At 68.0% G+C, this 18717-nt stretch carries 12 protein-coding genes and 1 other RNA gene; 4 read left to right on the top strand and 9 right to left on the bottom strand.

Annotation, left to right across the window (positions count from 1 at the left end; all coding sequences use genetic code 11):
* Positions 1–569: 569 nt before the first annotated feature.
* The 3 genes from AC1AYD_RS01130 to AC1AYD_RS01120 all read right to left on the bottom strand — a co-directional run bounded on the left by AC1AYD_RS01130 (position 570) and on the right by AC1AYD_RS01120 (position 5177).
* Positions 570–2858: a DNA gyrase/topoisomerase IV subunit B gene (locus AC1AYD_RS01130; RefSeq protein ID WP_476501869.1), complete on the bottom strand. Its 2289-nt coding sequence runs from the start codon at positions 2856–2858 to the stop codon at positions 570–572.
* A 41-nt stretch (positions 2859–2899) separates the two neighbouring features.
* Positions 2900–4318 carry an RNA polymerase sigma factor gene (locus AC1AYD_RS01125; RefSeq protein ID WP_476501870.1) on the bottom strand — a complete coding sequence of 473 codons (1419 nt, stop codon included), beginning with the start codon at positions 4316–4318 and terminating at the stop codon, positions 2900–2902.
* A gap of 154 nt (positions 4319–4472) precedes the next feature.
* Positions 4473–5177, bottom strand: a complete 705-nt coding sequence (locus AC1AYD_RS01120) for a DUF4192 domain-containing protein (protein ID WP_476501871.1) — start codon at positions 5175–5177, stop codon at positions 4473–4475.
* Between the two features lie 185 nt (positions 5178–5362).
* Here AC1AYD_RS01120 and AC1AYD_RS01115 point away from each other — a divergent pair, with 185 nt between their 5' ends.
* On the top strand, positions 5363–6460 hold the full coding sequence (locus AC1AYD_RS01115; RefSeq protein WP_476501872.1) for a polyprenyl synthetase family protein: 1098 nt from the start codon (positions 5363–5365) through the stop codon (positions 6458–6460).
* 95 nt (positions 6461–6555) lie between these two features.
* Positions 6556–9057, top strand: coding sequence for a Stk1 family PASTA domain-containing Ser/Thr kinase (locus AC1AYD_RS01110; RefSeq protein WP_476501873.1), 2502 nt, complete (start codon positions 6556–6558; stop codon positions 9055–9057).
* A 185-nt stretch (positions 9058–9242) separates the two neighbouring features.
* Here the strand turns inward: AC1AYD_RS01110 and AC1AYD_RS01105 are convergent, their stop codons facing one another.
* A complete protein-coding gene (locus tag AC1AYD_RS01105) occupies positions 9243–9947 on the bottom strand; it encodes a lysophospholipid acyltransferase family protein (protein WP_476501874.1) in 705 nt (234 codons plus the stop codon).
* A 51-nt stretch (positions 9948–9998) separates the two neighbouring features.
* Between AC1AYD_RS01105 and AC1AYD_RS01100 the strand changes: the two genes are divergently transcribed.
* Positions 9999–10613 (top strand): hypothetical protein, encoded by a 615-nt coding sequence (locus tag AC1AYD_RS01100; protein WP_476501875.1) that lies wholly within the window; start codon positions 9999–10001, stop codon positions 10611–10613.
* A gap of 183 nt (positions 10614–10796) precedes the next feature.
* Here the strand turns inward: AC1AYD_RS01100 and trpD are convergent, their stop codons facing one another.
* From trpD to hpf, 3 genes are all read right to left on the bottom strand, one after another.
* Positions 10797–11843 (bottom strand): anthranilate phosphoribosyltransferase, encoded by a 1047-nt coding sequence (gene trpD, locus AC1AYD_RS01095; protein WP_476501876.1) that lies wholly within the window; start codon positions 11841–11843, stop codon positions 10797–10799.
* 200 nt (positions 11844–12043) lie between these two features.
* Positions 12044–14965, bottom strand: coding sequence for a preprotein translocase subunit SecA (gene secA / locus AC1AYD_RS01090; protein ID WP_476501877.1), 2922 nt, complete (start codon positions 14963–14965; stop codon positions 12044–12046).
* Positions 14966–15262: 297 nt separating this feature from the next.
* Positions 15263–15931, bottom strand: a complete 669-nt coding sequence (gene hpf / locus AC1AYD_RS01085; RefSeq protein WP_476501878.1) for a ribosome hibernation-promoting factor, HPF/YfiA family — start codon at positions 15929–15931, stop codon at positions 15263–15265.
* Between the two features lie 268 nt (positions 15932–16199).
* Between hpf and rnpB the strand changes: the two genes are divergently transcribed.
* Positions 16200–16576, top strand: an RNA gene (gene rnpB, locus AC1AYD_RS01080) — RNase P RNA component class A.
* A 77-nt stretch (positions 16577–16653) separates the two neighbouring features.
* Here the strand turns inward: rnpB and AC1AYD_RS01075 are convergent.
* Together AC1AYD_RS01075 and recA are read right to left on the bottom strand one after the other, a co-directional pair.
* On the bottom strand, positions 16654–17229 hold the full coding sequence (locus tag AC1AYD_RS01075; protein WP_476501879.1) for a regulatory protein RecX: 576 nt from the start codon (positions 17227–17229) through the stop codon (positions 16654–16656).
* Between the two features lies 1 nt (position 17230).
* Positions 17231–18442 carry a recombinase RecA gene (recA, locus tag AC1AYD_RS01070; RefSeq protein WP_476501880.1) on the bottom strand — a complete coding sequence of 404 codons (1212 nt, stop codon included), beginning with the start codon at positions 18440–18442 and terminating at the stop codon, positions 17231–17233.
* Positions 18443–18717: the final 275 nt, after the last annotated feature.

The following is an 18717-nucleotide window of genomic DNA, read 5'->3' as shown; positions in this document are numbered from 1 at the left end:
CGGAGCCGGTGCCGTTGGTGACGACGGCCGGCATGGATTGGGTGACGGACTCCACCACGGCCTTCGCCAGCGACGGTTTGGCGGCCGCCGTCCTGGCGACGACCGGCGGCGTCGTCTGCCGCGCGACCGACGGCACCTTCACGACCGGCTGGGTCTGGGTGGGGGCCTGCACGACGAGCGGCTGCGACTGGGATTGGGTGAGCGGCGATGGCAGACCGGCGGCCGCCGTCTCCTGCTCCACGGTGTGCACGAGGGAGGCGAGCCGCTCCTGCGACTGGATCTTCGACCGTTCGCTCATCGGCGTGACGGGGGGAATCGCCGCGGGCATCGCCGCCGCGTCGGGATGGATCACGGGGATGCGTTCGGTGTCCGCCGGAGGTTCGGACACGAACCCCTCCGTCGGTTCCGCGTCCATGCCGTCGCTTTCTTCTGCGCTCATCTCGGTATTCACATCGGACAAGCATAGTAGCGGTTGCGCACAAACCACACACATATGCGGAGACGCCCGGCCGCGACATCACGCGACCGGGCGTCCCGCGCCTCCCGCATCCCCACGATGGGGAGAACCGTCAGGTGTCGATCTTGGAACGGTCGAAGTCGTCCGCGTTCTCGACGATGAACGCCTTGCGCGGCGGCACGTCGTCGCCCATGAGCAGGCTGAAGATCTCGGCCGCCTGCGCGGCGTCCTCCATGCGGATGCGGCGCAGCATGCGCGTGCGCGGATCCATCGTCGTGTCGGCCAGCTGGTCGGCGTCCATCTCGCCCAGACCCTTGTAGCGTTGGATGTCCGGGTTGTAGGAGATGTGGCGGCGGTCCAGGTCGGCGAGCTTGCCGGCGAGCTCGTCGTCCGAATACGTGTAGATGTACTCGCCCTTGTGCGAACCGGCGAGCGCGATGCGGTGCAGCGGCGGCACGGCCGCGTACACGTGGCCGTGCTCGATGAGCGGGCGCATGTAGCGGTAGAACAGGGTGAGCAGCAGGATGCGGATGTGCGCGCCGTCCACGTCGGCATCGGTCATCATGATGACCTTGTTGTAGCGCGCCTGTTCGATGTCGAAGCTCTGGCCGCTTCCGGCGCCCACCACCTGGATGATGGCCGCGCACTCCTTGTTCGACAGCATCTGCGTGATCGACGCCTTCTGCACGTTGAGGATCTTGCCTCGGATCGGCAGGAGCGCCTGGAACCCGGAGTTGCGGGCCGCCTTCGCGGTGCCGAGCGCGGAGTCGCCCTCGACGATGAACAGTTCGGCCACGTCGTCGTTGCCCGGCTGGCAGTCGGACAGCTTCGACGGCATCGACGCGGATTCGAGCGCGTTCTTGCGGCGCGTGACCTCCTTGGCCTTGCGCGACTGGACGCGGGCGTGCATCTCGCCGACGATCTTCTCGAGCACGCGCGCCGACTGCTCCTTGTAGCCACGCTTGGCGCCGATGATCATCTCGCCGAACTGCTTGTCGGTCATGCGGGTGACGATTGGCTTGACCTGCGCGGTGCCGAGCACGTCCTTGGTCTGGCCCTGGAACTGGGGTTCGGCGATGCGCACGGTGACGACGGCCACGAGTCCGGCCATGATGTCGTCGCGTTCGACGCGCATGTGCTGGTCCTTGAGGTTCACCTTGAGCTTGCGCGCGTTCGCCTCGACGGCCTTGCGCACCTGCCGGGTGATCGAGTTCATCAGTCCGTCGACGTGCATGCCGCCGCCCGGCGTCTCGATGATGTTGACGAAGCTGCGCATCACCGTGTCGTAGCCGTTCACCCACCTGAGGGCGATGTCGACGCCGCAGGTGCGCGTCACGTTCTGGGCGTGCAGTTCGCCGTTCTCGCCGACGGCCTGCGTCTCCTCCTCATAGGTGCCTTCGCCCTGGATGCGCCAGATGTCGGAGATGGGCTCGCCGTGGGAGAGGAAGTCGACGAAGTCCCTGACGCCGCCGGTGTGGAGGAACTCCTCGACGCGGGCGTGCGTGTGCGCGGCGGCGTCGGCCTGCGCCACGGCGACCGCATCGGACGGGGCGGAATCCCCCGACGTGACGGCGACGGATGCGGCGGCATCGGCCTCCGCCTCGGATCCGGTTTCGGCCGCGGCGTCGACCTCGGCTGGCGCGGCCACGTCGACCTCGCGCATCTCGTCGAGCGACGCGTCGCCCGTTTCGGGCACGTTCTCGTCGATGACGGTGATCTTGAGGCCCGGCACGAGGAAGCTGGTCTGGCGCACGCGGTCGATGAGCTGCTCGTAGGAGAACTCGGCGGTGCTGTTGAAGATCTCCTTGTCCGCCCAGTAGCGGATGCGCGTGCCGGTGCGCTTGGCGGGCACCTTGCCGACGATCTCGAGCTCGGTGGGCCGGTTCTTGCGCGTGCGCTTGAACGGCGAGTCCGGCGAGGGATTCGCCGGGTCGGCGTCCGCGTACACGCCCGGATGGCCCTGGTGGAACGACATGTGGTGCGTGAGCCCGTCGCGGTCCACCCACACGTCGAGACGGGAGCTCAACGCGTTGACGACCGACGAGCCGACGCCGTGCAGGCCGCCGACCGCGTTGTACGAGGAGTTGCCGAACTTCGCGCCGGCGTGCAGCTTGGTGAGCACAACCTCCACGCCGGTGAGCTTGGTCTTCGGCTCCTTGTCGACCGGGATGCCGCGGCCGTCGTCCGCCACCTCGATCGACCCGTCGGTGTGCAGCGTCACGACGATGTTCGTGCAGAACCCGGCCAACGCCTCGTCGACGGAATTGTCGATGATCTCCCACAGGCAGTGCATGAGGCCCTGCGAGTCGGTGGTGCCGATGTACATGCCCGGACGCTTGCGCACCGCATCCAGGCCCTCAAGGACGGCCAGGTCCTTGGCGCCGTATTCCTCTTTCGCCATAATCCCCTAGTGTTGAACGATGGTTGGTCGGCGGCCGCCGATCACTGATCCAGGAAGTCGCGCAGCGTCTGCGAACGGGACGGGTGGCGCAGCTTCGACATGGTCTTCGACTCGATCTGGCGGATGCGTTCGCGGGTCACGCCGTACACGCGGCCGATGTCGTCGAGGGTCTTCGGCTGGCCGTCCTCGAGGCCGTAGCGCATCTTGATGACGCCGGACTCGCGCGGCGAAAGGGTCTCAAGCACGCTCTTGAACTGCTCCTGGAGCAGCGAGAACGCGACCGCGTCGGACGGGGCGATGGCGTCGGTGTCCTCGATGAGGTCGCCGAACTCGGAGTCGCCGTCCTCGCCGAGCGGGGTGTGCAGCGAGATCGGCTCGCGGCCGTACTTCTGCACCTCCTGCACCTTCTCGACCGGCATGTCGAGCTCGCGCGCCAGCTCGTCCGGCGTGGGCTCGCGGCCGAGATCCTGCAGCATCTGGCGCTGCACGCGGGAGAGCTTGTTGATGACCTCCACCATGTGCACGGGCACGCGGATGGTGCGCGCCTGGTCGGCCATGGCGCGGGTGATGGCCTGGCGGATCCACCAGGTCGCGTACGTGGAGAACTTGAAGCCCTTCTTCCAGTCGAACTTCTCGACGGCGCGGATCAGGCCCAGGTTGCCCTCCTGGATGAGGTCGAGGAAGAGCATGCCGCGGCCGGTGTAGCGCTTGGCGAGGGAGACGACGAGTCGCAGGTTGGCCTCGAGCAGGTGGTCCTTGGCCTTCTTGCCGTCGTTCGCCGCCCACTTGAGCTCGCGCTTGCGCTTGAAGTCCATCGTGTCGCCCTCGGTGTCCAGCAGGTGCTGGGCGTACAGGCCGGCCTCGATGCGCTCGGACAGGTCGACCTCCTGCTCGGCGTTCAGCAGGTTGACGCGGCCGATCTGCTTGAGGTAGTCCTTGACCGGGTCGGCGGTGGCGCCGGCGGTGATCACGCGGCGCTTCGGGTTGCCGATCTTGCCGCCGCGGCGGCGCGGACGCGGCTCGTAGTCGTCGTCATCGTCGCGCACGACGAAGGCGCCCTTCTGCTTGGGCTCCTCCACCTCGGCGGGCTTGTCGTCCTCGTCGTCGTCCTCGGAGTCGTCGTCATCGTCGAGGTCGTCGTCGGAGTCCTCGTCCTCCGCGTCGTCCGACTCGTCGTCGACGTCGTCGCCGTCCAGGTCCTCGTCGAGATCGTCGAGGTCGTCGACGTCGAGATCGTCCTTCTCGTCGTCCAGCTCGTCGACCTCGTCCGCCTCGACCGGCTTCGCCGGCTCGTCCTTCTTCCTGCGCGGACGCTTCGCGGCGGGCTTGCGTGCCGTGGTCTTCGCGGCCGTCTTCTTCGCGGCCGTCCTGCGCGCGGTGCTGGCTTTCTTGGCGGCGGCGGGCTTCGTGTCCTTGGTGTCCTCGGTCTTGTCGCCGGCCGTCGTGCTCTTGGTAGCCAAACTTATCCTCCTCGCGGTTCCTCGCCCCGCCTCATATACCACATGGGCACACTTCTGGCAAGGGCAAATCGTCAACTATGTGAGTAAACCACCCCATAGGGACGATTATTCCCGTCGCGAAGGAATCCGCGCGCCGCGGGGACGGGCCGCATGCTCACACGCAGCTGCACGCCGGACCGAGCCCGCGTTCGGCCGCGCCCAGCACGATCGCCGCCAGCGTGCACCCCTCGTCGGCCGCGAGCGAGCGCAGCGCGTAGACTGGCGCGCGGCAGTCGCCCAGCCACCACAGCACGTAGGCGATGGCGGCGAACGGCTGCGCCGTCATCGACAGCGGCATCAGGCAGGCCATAGCGGAGAACATCGTCACCCCCGCCCGGCAGCGGTCCATGTCCGGCCCGTCGTCGCCCTCGAACGCCGCGGTCATCAGATCGCGCACCAGGGCGGAGACGGGAGGCGTGCGCGGCCGCGACAGTATGGCCATCAGCGTGTCCCTGTCGCAGGCGGCGCGGTCGACGATCAGCGACAGGATCAGCGCGTCGCGCATCGCCAGCACCTCGTGCATGCCGACGGCGATCGCGGCCATGGTCTCCTCGTCGAGGTCGACGCGGCCGTGGTCGATGTTGTCGAGCCACTCGTCGAGCGGCCCGTCCATCCATTCGTTGTTGCCGGCCTCGGGGCCGCGCTCGCGCCGCTCCTCGCGCAGCTGGCCGACGAGACCGTCGATCACGTCCCCGTCGAGCTCGTCGAGCCCATCGAGGAACTCCCGGCACTCGTCGGGGCTGTCGGCGTGCACGGGGCGATGGGCCCGTCCTTCCGCGCCCGGCGAGGCGTCCTTCCTTCTGCGTCGGTGTCGTGTCATGGCATCCTCCTTGATGTTCGATTGGTCGGCGGCCGCGGGGTCCCGCGGCCGTGATGCCAGTATGACTGCCAGGGCGTGGCCGGCGCACGCCCCGCGGGCAATGTGGATAACACCCCGTCGGGCCTTTGCCGGAGCCGATTCCGCATCCGGTTGTTTTCGGCGGTCATTGTGGATAACTTAGAGGCATGGATTTGAGAGCTCTTGACAGGTCCCTGATCGAACCGCGCATCGCCGCCCTGGTGGCCGAACGGGCCGGCGTGCCCGCCGAGGACGCCGCCGGCGCGGACTCCCCCATCCCCGCCGCCTGCCGGTCGATGATGGACGCGGTCGTGGGCCAGGGCGTGACGTCCAGCGAAGGCGGCAAGCGCCTGCGCGCGCTGCTCGCCCTCGCCGCGTACGACGCGTTCGGCGGCGACCCGGCGGCACGCGACGCGATGGTGGACATGGCGTGCGCGATCGAGGTGTTCCAGACGGCCGCGCTCGTGCACGACGACATCATCGACGACTCCGACCTGCGCCGCGGCAAGCCGAGCGCGCACCGGGCGCTGGAGGACCGGACGGGGGACGCGGCGATCGGCCGCGGCCTGGGGCTCATGCTCGGCGACCTCCTGGCCACCGCATGCGTCGACATCGCCAACAGCGCGGCCGGGCGGCTCGCCGACCCGTCCGCGCTGGTCGCCGCGTTCCTCACCATGCAGCGCGAGGTGGAGATCGGCCAGATCCTCGACCTGGCGGTCGAACAGGCGTCGCTGGACGACCCGCGCGCCCTGGCCGAGGCGTCGCTCGGCGTGTTCCGATGGAAGACGGCGAGCTACACGACGATCGCGCCGCTCGAACTCGCCCTGCTCGCGGCCGGCGCGGAACGCGGCGAGGCGCGCGCCCGGGCGCTTTCCGTGGGCGTGCCGCTGGGACTCGCCTTCCAATTGGAGGACGATCTGATCGACGTGGTCGGGTCGAGCCGGACGAGCGGCAAGCCGGTGGGCGGCGACATCCGCGAGGGCAAGCGCACAGTGCTCCTCGCCGACGCGCTCGAGGCCGGCTCGGACGCGGAGCACGACGAGCTCGCCGCGATGTTCCGCGCGCCGGAACGCGACGAGGCGGACGTGCGCCGCGCCATCGGACTGTTCTCCTCGACCGGCGCCGTGATGCGTTCACGCGAACGCATCACGCGCCTGTGGGAGCGTTCGCTCGCCGCGATCGACGCGCTTGGGCTCGACGGGGACTCCCGCAGGCGCCTCGTGGACGCGTGCGCGCGTTTCGTGCCGGACGTGGCCGAACGCTAGAGTGGGACGGCAGGGGATGGGCCGCGGCGACATGTCGTCCACGGGCGCATCCCGGTGATTTTTCGTGAGTGACGTAAGGACACGGACGCAATCCTATGAGTGAAGCCGCAAACACCCCCGTAGGCCAGGTGATCGAAGGCCGCTACCGCGTCGTGCGCCAGATCGCGCAGGGCGGCATGGCGACGGTGTACGAGGCGCAGGACGAACGGCTCGGACGCACGGTGGCCATCAAGATGATGCACACGCAGCTCGCGCAGGGACCGCACCGCGACCAGTTCCTCGAACGCTTCCGCCGCGAGGCGAGATCCGCCGCGCGCATCGCCAACCCGCACGTCGTGCAGGTGTATGACGCCGGCGAATCCGATGGGCGCGCCTATCTGGTCATGGAGTACGTGCACGGCGTGAACCTGCGCCATGAGATGAACGGCCAGGGCGTGTTCAGCGTGCGCCAGACGCTGCGCATCGTCGCCGAGACGCTCGACGGCCTGTCGAGCGCGCATCAGGTGAACGTGGTGCACCGCGACATCAAGCCGGAGAACATCATGCTCAACGACCGCGGCCGCGTGCAGATCACCGACTTCGGTCTGGCGAAGGCCACCTCGCAGGCGACACTCTCCTCCACCGGCATGCTGCTCGGCACCGCCGCCTACCTGCCGCCGGAGACGATCGAACGCAACGAGGCGACGCCGCAGGGGGACCTGTACGCGGTGGGCATCATGGCGTGGGAGATGCTCGTCGGCCAGGTGCCGTTCATCTCCGACAATCCCGTCACCCTCGTCTTCAAGCACGTCCACGAGGACGTGCCGTCCCTCACCGTGCCGTGCCCGGGCATCGATCCGTCCGTGGCGCGGTTCGTCGCGCATCTGACCGCGCGCTCGATCGACGCGCGTCCCGCCGACGCGACGGCCGCGGCGGCGGAACTGCGCGACGTGATGCGCGGTCTCACGGTGGAGGCATGGCAGTACCGTCGCCCCGACGCGGAACCGGCCGGCGACGCGACGTCCAGTGAGGCGACGGTTCCCGTCGCGGGTCGCGCGGCCGCCGGCGCCGCCGCGGTCGGCGCGCGGCTCGCCGGCGCGGGACTGCCGCCCGCTCCCCCGGTCGCGCCGTCGCCGCAACCGCCGATGCCGCCGATGCCGCCCGAACATGACGTGACGGACGAGACGACGCACGACGACGCGCACGGCGAGACGGAACCGCAGCCGACGCGTGCCCTGCCGCAGACCCTGCAACCGGCGGCGGAGGCCACCGTGACGCTGCCGCCCGCGACCACCATGGAGCCGGCAGCGACGCAGGTGCTCGCCCCCGTGGCCGAACCGAAGGAGACGCAGGCGCTCAGCCTGTTCGATTTCGAGGACAAGCCCGCCGCGCCGCGCACCACGGCCGCCGACGCGCAGGCGACGGCGAACGCCGAGACCGTCGCGCTGCAGCCGGTGGCAGACGACGCGCAGGGCACGACGCCGGTGCCGCGTGCCGTCACGCCGCTCGCCGGCACGGACGGCGCGGCCGCGACCGTCGCGGACCAGCCGGCGGCCCCACGCGTCGGCACGACCGCCATGCCCCCGGCCGATCCCGCCGACGCGACGGCTGCCGGCACGAGGAAAGGCCACGGCAAGGCCATCGTCATCACGCTCGTCACGCTGCTCGTCGTGGCGCTCGCGGCGGGCGGAGGCGGCGCATGGTGGTACTACCGCGGACCGGGAAGCTACTGGGAGCTGCCGAAGCCGGACGACGTGACCTGCGAGGAGAACCGGGCGTGCACGCTGGAAGGCGCCGCATGGAAGACGTACGAGGGCACGCTCAAGGTGCTGGGCATCCCCTACAAGACGTCGACCGCATACAGCGACACCATCGAGGAAGGGCACATCATCCTCGCGACGCTGCACGGGAAGGACGCCGAGGTGAACACGCACGTGAGCAAGCGCGACACCCCCACGATGAGGGTGGTCGTGTCCCGCGGCGTGAGGATGGCGACCATCCCCGACGACATCCTCGACCCGAACTCGGCGAACGGCAAGGCCCCGCTCGACGCATTGAGCAAGGCCGGATTCACGAACGTGAAACACGACCAGTCGAAGGACGTGTACTCGGAGACGCTGCCCGAAGGCGCGACCCTGAGCATCTCCCCCGACCCGGGCACCACGCTCAAGCACAACGCGGAGATCGACGTGGCCCTGTCGAAGGGCCCGATGCCCGTCACCATGCCCGACATCGTCGGACGCACGAAGGACGAGGCCGCCACCGCGCTCGACGACCTCAAGCTCAAGGCGAACTGGAGCGAGGAGTACAGCGACACGATCGACTCCGGCAAGGTGATCTCCTCGTCCGTCGCGAAGGACACGCAGCTGCACTGGGGCGACTCGGTGGACGTGGTCGTCTCGAAGGGACCGGAGATGGTGACCATCCCGGACGTGCGCGGCAAGACCTACGACGAGGCATCCAAGACGCTGGAGGCGCTCGGCCTCGAGGTGAAGAAGTCGGCGCCGCTCGGCGACGTGACGCACACGGTGCGCCTGCAGAGCCCCGACCCGGGCCAGCAGGTGCGAGTGCGCGACGAGAAGGGCAACAAGACGGTCGTCACGCTCACCGTGGTGTGAGCGATACGTGGTGCGCGGGCAGTGCGCGGGCGTGGTGTGAACGCGGTACGCGAAACCCCCTCAGTCCGGCTTCGCCGGCCAGCTCCCCCTGAAGGGGGCGCAGGATTGTGTCTCCTTGCGCCCCCTTCAGGGGGAGCTGTCGTCCTACGGACGACTGAGGGGGTTCTTGGCGGAGACGGACTCCGTCACGCGGCGGCCGCTTCGGCCTCCTTCTTGGCCTTGAGCTCGGCCTTGACCTTCTGCGCGTATTCGGGCACGTACTCCTGACCGCTGAGCTTCTGGATCTCGGCGGTCAGATGGTCGGTCAGGGAACGCAGGTCGTCGTGCGTGATCTCGTCGGCGGGCTTCCTCTCCACGTGGATCGGCTTGCCGTAGATCACCTGCGTCCTGCCCTTCTTCGGAATCGACGTGCCGATCGGCTGGAGCTTGTCGGAGCCGATGAGCGCGGTCGGCACGATCGGGCAGCCGGTCTCAAGCGCGAGGCGGGCCACGCCCGTGTGCCCCTTGTACAGGCGGCCGTCGGGACTGCGCGTGCCCTCGATGTGGATGCCGAACAGGTGGCCGTCCTCGATGATCTCGCGCGCATGCTCGAGCGCGCCCAGCGACTTGTTGCCGCCGGAACGGTCGACAGGGAACACGCCCACGGACGTGAACCACCACTTCTTGAACTTGCCCTTGATCCCCTTGCCCTCGAAATACTCGGCCTTGCCCATGAAATGCACCATGCGCGGGCAGGTGATCGGGATGAGCGCGTCGTCGATGACGGCCAGATGGTTGGCCGCGATGATCGCCCCGCCCTTGCGCGGGATGTTCTCCAGTCCCTTGGCCGTGGGGCCGAGGCGACGGCGAGCGATGGGACCGAACACTTTGACGAAGAACCAGTAGAGCACTTGGCGTTTCCCTCCCCGCGCAGGCCATGGCCGCGCATTAGAGTGGTATATATGACTGACCTCAACAATACCAATGCGGGCGACGAGCGGCCAACCCCCACGCCGGATGGCGACGACCGCAAGGGAGACTCGGCGGCGAAGCCGGACCTCGGCAATCTCGACGCGGCGTGGGCGGCATTCGAGGCGGAGCACAAGGACGAGCTCAAGTCGGTAGCGTCGTCGCGCAACGCGAAACGCTTCGAGAAGCACGCGGAACGCCGCGAGAAGGAACGGCTCATCGACATCGACGACCTGGCTCCCGACGCGTTCTCGCGCACGGGAGCCAGCCATGGGCCGCGCGATTTCACCGGTTCCAGCTGGCTCGACACGGACAGGGTGATGGACTCCTACGATGACGGCGGCTTCACTCCCCCGAACCCCGAGATCGGCCCGGTGAGGCGTTCGACGCTCGTATGCTGGATCCTGCTCGTCGTCGGACTCGTCGGCTCGGTCGCCACGATGTTCATCCCCGGCATCGGCTCGGTGCCGATTCTGGGATGGCTGCTGAGCTTCGTGTTCAGCATGTGCACGATCATCGGCCTCGGCGGGCTCATCGGCAAGATCCTGAACCGCAAGCGGCAGACCGGCGACCGCGGCGGCTATTTCGACGACGGCGCGCGTGTGTGACACTCTCGACGCGGACTTGTCCACGTAGGTCATCGTTGTCTTGGGCGTCTCGCCGGCGAGCGTCGGGATGGGCCGGGGCGCCGAAGACGCCTCGGGGATGACGATGCCCCGGCCGCCGGGTGGCGGTCGGGGCATCGGGAACGAGTGCGTCCGGGAACGGCTTGGGCCGTGCCGGCAATCAGGTCAGGCCTTGGCCTGCGCGACGGCGATCCACTTGTCGAACAGCGCCGAGGCCTTGCCGGAGTCGACGGTCTTCTCGGCGAGCGCGTACGCCTCGCGGAAGCGCTCGGCGAGCGTGCCGTCGGAGACCAGATGGCCGTCGGCGACGATGGCGGACGCGGCGTTGAGCAGCGCGGTGGTGCGGGCGGGAATGTCCTTGCCGGCGAGGAAGTCGCGGAACGCCTGGGCGTTGACCTCGGGCTCACCGCCCTTGAGCGTCGTGACGTCGATCTTCTCCAGTCCCAGTTCGACGGTCGGGTCGAACTCGGTCTCAGTGACCTTGCCGTCGCGGATCTCCCACACGGAGACCGGACCGGTGGGCGCGAGCTCGTCGAGGCCCTCATGGGAGGTGTACACCATGCCGGACTGGCCGTTGGCGGCGTACACGGCGGCCATGATCGGGCTCACCTCGCGCTTGGCGCAGCCGATGGCCACGTGCGAGGGCTTGGCCGGGTTGGTGAGGGGGCCGAGCACGTTGAACACGCACGGGATGCCGAGCGCGGCGCGGATCGGGCCGACGAAGCGCATGGCCGGGTGGAAGGTGCGGGCGAACGCGAAGGTGATGCCCACCTCGTCGCCGACCTCGGCGACCGCCTCGGGCTTCAGCTCAAGCGGCAGGCCGAGCTTCTCGAGCACGTCGGCGGCACCGCACTTCGAAGAGGCGGCGCGGTTGCCGTGCTTGACGATCTTCACGCCCGCCGCCGCGGCCACGACCGAACCCATCGTGGACAGGTTCACGGTGGAGAAGCCGTCGCCACCGGTGCCGACGATGTCGGTGGTCTCGCCGGAGACGTTCAGCGGTACCGCATGCGACACCATGGCCTTGGCCGCACCGGACACCTCCTCGGGGGTGAGCCCCAGCTGCTGCTGCATAGCGAGCGCGGCGCCCACGGCGGCCGGGTTCGCGTTGCCCTTCATCAGATCATCGACGAACCATTCGGACTCCCCGGCACTCAGATGGTCTCCCCCGACCAGCTTGGTGAGAATCGACTTCCATGTGATCTCTGCCATTGTTCCTCCTTGGCGCGCGTGCAGCGCGACCGATTCACCAGTAACGCCGCTCATTGTAGTGGCCTCGGGTTTCCTCCCGCCGGAACTTCCATATAGCAGAACGCACGGCGGCACATACGGCACGCGTATACGGAAGCGGCGGCTCCCGCCCGAAGGCAGGAACCGCCGCTCATCGAAGGACGGACGTCACATCATGGACGTCACTTCTCGTTCTGGCCGTGGCACATCTTGTACTTGCGGCCCGAACCGCACGGGCACGGGGCGTTGCGGCCGGTGCCCGGGAACGTGCGGCCGTCGGCCCACGGGGTCTTCAGCTCCTCGCTCTTCGGACGCTTGTTGGCCGGGACCTTGCCCTCGGCGTGGCTGATCGGCGCGGGGCCGGAGATGGCGGACGTGGTCTCGCCGGCCTCGGACGCCTTCGCGGCCTCGGCGATGGCCTCCTTCTCGGTCTCGTCCTGCTCGGACTCCTCCTCGACCTCGCCTTCGGCGGCCTCGGCCTCGGTCTCGCCGTCCTCGTCGGGGCCGGCGGCCTCGGTGGCGGTGGTGATGCCGAGCTCGCTTTCGGTGGCGTCGACTGCCGCGTCCTCATCGGATTCGGTGGTCGTGTCCTCGGTGCGGGCGACCTCGCGGATGTCCACGTGGAAGAGCAGCTGGACGGACTCCTCCTTGATGGCCTCGACCATCGAGTTGTACATCTGGTAGCCTTCGCGCTGGTATTCGACCAGCGGGTCGCGCTGGCCCATGCCGCGCAGGCCGATGCCGTCCTTGAGGTAGTCCATCTCGTACAGGTGCTCGCGCCACTTGCGGTCGAGCACGGCGAGCACGACGCGGCGCTCGAGCTGGCGCAGGCCCTCGGCCCCGAGCGTCTCCTCGAACTCGGCGTACTTGGCCTTCGCGTCGGCGACGATCACGTCGCGCACCGCCTCGACGGCCTTCTCGCCCTTCTTGCCTTCGGCGGCCTCCTTGACCTCGTCGACGGTCACCTCGGTCGGAATCACGGTGTTGAGCGCCTTGAACAGGCCCTCCCAATCCCAGTCCTTCGGCTTGTCGGAGCCGTTGTTGGCACCCTTGACGTAGCTGGTGACGGTGTCGGAGATGAAGCGCAGGATGTCCTCGTGGATATCCTCGCCCTTGAGCACGGCCTGGCGCTCGGAGTAGATGACGGTGCGCTGCTTGTTCATCACGTCGTCGTACTTGAGCACGTTCTTACGGATCTCGAAGTTCTGCGACTCGCGCGCCTTCTGCGCAGTGCGCACGCCCTTGGAGACGCTCTTCGCGTGGATCGGCTCGCCCTCCGGCAGGCCCTTGGCCATGACGCGGGCGACGAGCTGCGTGTTGAACAGGCGCATCAGGTCGTCCTCGAGGGACAGGTAGAAGCGGGACTCGCCCGGATCGCCCTGACGGCCGGAACGGCCGCGCAGCTGGTTGTCGATGCGGCGGGACTCGTGGCGTTCGGTGCCGAGCACGTACAGGCCGCCGAGCTTCTTGACCTCCTCATGCTCGTCCTTGACCTGCGCCTTGACCTCGGCGAGGGTGCCCGGCCAACGCTTCTCGTACTCCTCCGGGGTGTCCTCCGGGGAGTAGCCCTCGGACTTGAGCTTGGCGTCGGCGAGGAACTCGACGTTGCCGCCGAGCATGATGTCGGTACCACGGCCGGCCATGTTGGTGGCCACGGTGACGGCGCCCTTGCGGCCGGCGACCGCGACGACCGCGGCCTCCTTCTCATGCTGCTTCGCGTTGAGCACCTGGTGCGGGATCTTGGCGACGTCGAGCAGCGTGGAGACGACCTCGGAGCTCTCGACGGAGGCGGTGCCGAGCAGCACCGGCTGGCCCTTGGCGTGACGGGCGGCCACGTCCTTGACGATGGCGGCGAGCTTCTCCTTCTTGGTGCGGAAGATGAAGTCGTCCTTGTCCTGGCGGATCATCGGGCGGTTCGTCGGAATCGGCAGCACGCCCAGCTTGTAGGTGCTCATGAACTCGGCTGCCTCGGTCTCGGCGGTACCGGTCATGCCGGCGAGCTTGTCGTACATGCGGAAGTAGTTCTGCAGCGTGATGGTCGCGAACGTCTGGTTCTCGGCCTTGACCTCGACGCCCTCCTTCGCCTCGATGGCCTGGTGCAGGCCCTCGTTGTAGCGACGGCCGGGCAGGATGCGGCCCGTGTGCTCGTCGACGATGAGCACCTCGCCGTGGGTGACGACGTAGTCGCGGTCGCGCAGGAACAGCTCCTTCGCCTTGATCGCGTTGTTGAGGTAGCCGATGAGCGCGGTGTTGCTCGGCTCGTAGAGGTTGTCGATGCCGAGGAAGTCCTCGACCTTGGTGATGCCCGGATCCTTGATGCCGACGACCTTCTTCTTCTCGTCGACCTCGTAGTCCTCGTCGCGGGTGAGCTTGAGGACCAGCTTGGCGAAGGTGCGGTACCAGCGGGTCACGTCGCCTTCGGCCGGGCCGGAGATGATGAGCGGGGTGCGGGCCTCGTCGATGAGGATGGAGTCGACCTCGTCGACGATGGCGTAGTGGTGGCCGCGCTGCACCAGCTCGCTCTTCTCCCACGCCATGTTGTCGCGCAGATAGTCGAAGCCGAACTCGTTGTTCGTGCCGTAGGTGATGTCCGCGTTGTACTGCTTGCGGCGTTCGGCCGGCTTCTGCTCGGTGATGATGCAGCCGACGTTGAGGCCCAGGAAGCGGTAGATGCGTCCCATGAGCTCGCTCTGGTAGCTGGCGAGGTAGTCGTTGACGGTGACCACGTGCACGCCCTTGCCCTCGAGCGCGTTGAGGTAGCTCGGCAGCGTGGCGACGAGGGTCTTGCCTTCACCGGTCTTCATCTCGGCGATGTTGCCCCAGTGCAGGGCGGCGCCGCCCATGAGCTGCACGTCGAAGTGGCGCTGGCCGAGGGTGCGCTTCGAGACCTCGCGCACGGTGGCGAACGCCTCGGGCATGATGTCGTCGAGCTTCTTGCCGTTGTCCAGCTGCTGCTTGAACTTCGGGGTCTGCGCCTTGAGCTCCTCGTCGGAGAGCGCCGAGATTTCGTCCTCGAGCGCGTTCACGGCCTTCGCGACGTTCTCGAGTTTCTTGATCTGCCGGCCCTCGCCCATGCGCAGTGCCTTGTCAACGATATCTACCACTGTTCGCTCCTGTGTCGTTACCTTGGACCGCCCATCCGACGCGGCCCGCGCGGCCTGGACCGCACGTCCGTGTCGCGCCTGCGCGGACACACTGCCGATTATCTTACGCGATAATCGCGATAAGCCCGCACATTTTCCTCATATTCGGCGGCCTTTTTCGCCGACGGCCGGCGGGAGGACGCCAACGAAACCGTTTTCCGTCCCGCACGCATCGGGCCGCGCATACGATGAGGGGGCCGCGCCACCATGGGCGCGGCCCCCTCATCGGTCAATCGTGTCGGATGCGTCGAATCGACGTCACTCGGCGGCCTTCACGTTCTCCGGGGTGTCGATCTCGAACACACCGTAGCTCCAGCCGTGACGGTGGTAGACGACGGACGGACGGCCGGTCTCCTTGTTGACGAACAGGAAGAAGTCGTGTCCGATCAGCTCCATCTCGTACAGCGCCTCGTCGATGCTCATCGGCTCGGCGATGTGAAGCTTGCGACGGATGACGATCGGGGTGTCGCCCACCTGGACCTCGACGGACTCGCCGGGGCCGAGATCCGAGGCGACGGCCGCGGCCGGGCTGTTGTTCGGCTCCTCCTCCGGAGCCTCCTCCTCGACGACCGGCGGCTCGACGACGCCCATGTCCACCGGGACGGGGTTCGTGTAGCCGCGGCGGTGGTCCTTGCGGCGGTCGCGCGTGCGGCGCAGACGCAGCGTCAGCTTGTCCATCGCCAGGTCGAGCGCGCTGAACTCGTCGGCGCTCGATGCCTCGGCGCGCACCACGGTGCGGCCGGCGATGATGGTGATCTCCACGCGCTTGGCGGTATCCGCCTGACGCGGGTTGCCCTCATGCGACAGCACCACCTGGGCGCGCTGCGCATCGGGCGCGATAGCGGTCACACGATTCATCTTGTTCTCTACGACATCACGGAACCTGGGCTTGACCTGCGTGTGACGTCCGGTAACGACGATTTCCATGTGGACCTCCCTTAACTCAAGCGGTTGCCCGCTATTTGCGTTCCGTACGGCGTCTTCACCGTCCGGGTACGCCCCATTCTAGACGAACCGGGCGTTAACGGCGGGAGAACTCGCGGAAAGAATACCGGTTCTTCGTCATTTCCCCGACGCATGCGTGCAACATCCGCGTGATTGCATGGATTCCGCATGGACGGGAGCCGACGCGCCCCGCGTGTCTTCCAGCGTCCGTCGAGGCGACGTGTCGGACGGTCGTGTATAGTTGTGCGGTCGAGACCCCTTGATGGCCGCGGCCCAGGTCCCGCATGGGACTCGGGCTGAGGAACTTCCGGGCTCCGCAGAGCACGATGGCGGATAACGTCCGCCCAGGGCGACCTGAGAGATAGCGCAGCAGAGAACAGACCGCCCGTCCTCGACGGGTAAGGGTGAAACGGCGGTGTAAGAGACCACCGGACCCCTGGCAACAGCGGGCCGCATGGCAAGCCTCATCGGGAGCAAGGCCAAGCAGATGGCGGTAAGGGCTGCTCGCCCGTGCCATCGGGTAGGCTGCTAGAGCCTGGCGGCGACGTCAGGTCGAGATGGATGGCCATCCGTGCCGCGCGTTCGCGCACGGCACGACAGAACCCGGGGTATAAGGGGTCTCACCTCAATTCCTGATTCCCGCTCGCGGTTCCGACGGATACGACGGAACGATGGGCCATGATGGCCCCGGGCGGAGCGACGGTTCACCGGAACAGTTCCGACGCGACGCGACGCAGCGTCTCCGCGTCATGTCCCTTGCGCCCGCCTGCCGACCAGAACCGGCGCATGCGCACCTGACGGTCGAGCCCTTCGGTCTTGCGGGCGACCTTGCGTCCCAGCTCCCATGCGGCGTCCTCGAAGGCGCCGTCGGCGTCGGCCTCGCCGGCGACCTCCTCGGCCATCGACCGCGCGACGCCCTTGCGCGTCAGTTCCGCGACGGCGCCGCGCCGGCCCATCATCCTGCCCACGCAGTAGCGCATCGCGCTTTCGGCGTATTCACGATCGTCGAGCAGACGCACCTGGATCAGACGGTCGATGACGCCGTCGACCACATCCTCCTCGTAGCCTTTGCCCAGCAGACGGTCGCGAAGCGCGCCGGATGCGCGCGGGGCCGCATCGAGCAGGCGCAACGCCGCCTCGCGGCAGGCGTCGAAATCCGCGGCCCCGTCGCGAGCGGTGTCACCGGGGGAGGTGTCACCGGATGTTCCGGGCACATCGTCCCGCGCCGCGGGGATGGGAGGCTTCCCCATCCCCGCGAGAAACGACTCGGCGCTGATCACGTCAGGCCTTGGCCGTCGTCTTGGCGTCCGCCGACGGCTTCGCCGAGGTCTTCGCCGGCGCCTTCGCGGACTCGTTGGATTCGCTGGCGGCCACCGACTCGGTGTTCGCGTCGGCCTCGGAGGCGGCCTTGGTGGCGTCGTCCTCGGCGAACTGGTCGGTCGGCTGGATGAGGCCGAACTCGGCCTTGACCTTGTTCTCGATCTCCTCGGTGATGGCCGGATTGTCCTTGAGGAACTGGCGCACCTTCTCGCGGCCCTGGCCGAGCTGGTCGCCGTCGTAGGTGAACCAGGAACCGGACTTCTTGACGACGCCGACCTGGATGGCCATGTCGAGCGCGGAACCCTCGCGCGAGATGCCCTCGCCGTAGAGCATGTCGAATTCGGCGGACTTGAAGGGCGGGGCCATCTTGTTCTTGACGACCTTGACGCGCGTGCGGTTGCCGATGGCCTCCTCGCCGTTCTTGATGGTCTGGATGCGGCGGATGTCGAGACGCACCGAGGAGTAGAACTTCAGCGCCTTGCCGCCGGTGGTGGTCTCCGGGCTACCGAAGAACACGCCGATCTTCTCGCGCAGCTGGTTGATGAAGATGGCGGTGGTGCCCGCCTGGGCGAGCGCGCCGGTCATCTTGCGCAGCGCCTGGCTCATCAGCCTGGCCTGCAGGCCCACGTGGCTGTCGCCCATGTCGCCGTCGATTTCGGCCTTGGGCACGAGGGCGGCGACCGAATCGACGACGATCACGTCGAGCGCGCCGGAACGGATGAGCATGTCGGCGATCTCCAGCGCCTGCTCGCCGTTGTCCGGCTGGGAGACGATGAGGGAGTCGGTGTCGACGCCGAGCTTGCGGGCGTACACCGGGTCGAGCGCGTGCTCCGCGTCGATGAACGCGGCCACGCCGCCCTTGCGCTGCGCGTTGGCGACCACGTGCAGCGCAAGTGTGGTCTTGCCCGACGATTCGGGGCCGTAGATCTCGATGACGCGCCCCTTGGGCAGGCCGCCGATGCCGAGGGCCATGTCGAGGGCGAGCGAGCCGGTGGGGATGACCTCCACGTTCTGTTCGGGACGGTCGCCGAGCCTCATCGCCGATCCCTTGCCGAAGCTCTTCTCCACCTGCGCCAGCGCGGTGTCGAGCGCGGCCTTGCGGCGCGCGTCGAGATCGTCCTTGCCGCCGGCCGTCTGCCCTTTGCCCGATGCGGCGCCCGTCTTCTGTGCCATGATGTCCTCCTTCGCGGTTGCGGCGGATCTGCCGTTCCCACGGTATGGGACCGACCCGGGCCACGGCAAGACGGGACCGCCCCTGTGGTCGGAGCCCCTCCCCCGCCCGCATCTCATACGACGCGGGGAAGACGGCGAACCCAATCGGGACAACGGTTCCGGCCCGCAACGCGGCAACGCCACGCGCAACGCAGTTGGTTATCGCTGTGGATAACTATAGCGCACAGGCACGAACATTTGTTCGACTTCACGACATGCACACAAATCGGCGCGGC

This window comes from Bifidobacterium sp. LH_426 (genome assembly GCF_056356875.1).
Note: the sequence above shows the minus strand (reverse complement) of the source record. Positions and strands in the feature narration are given on the sequence as shown.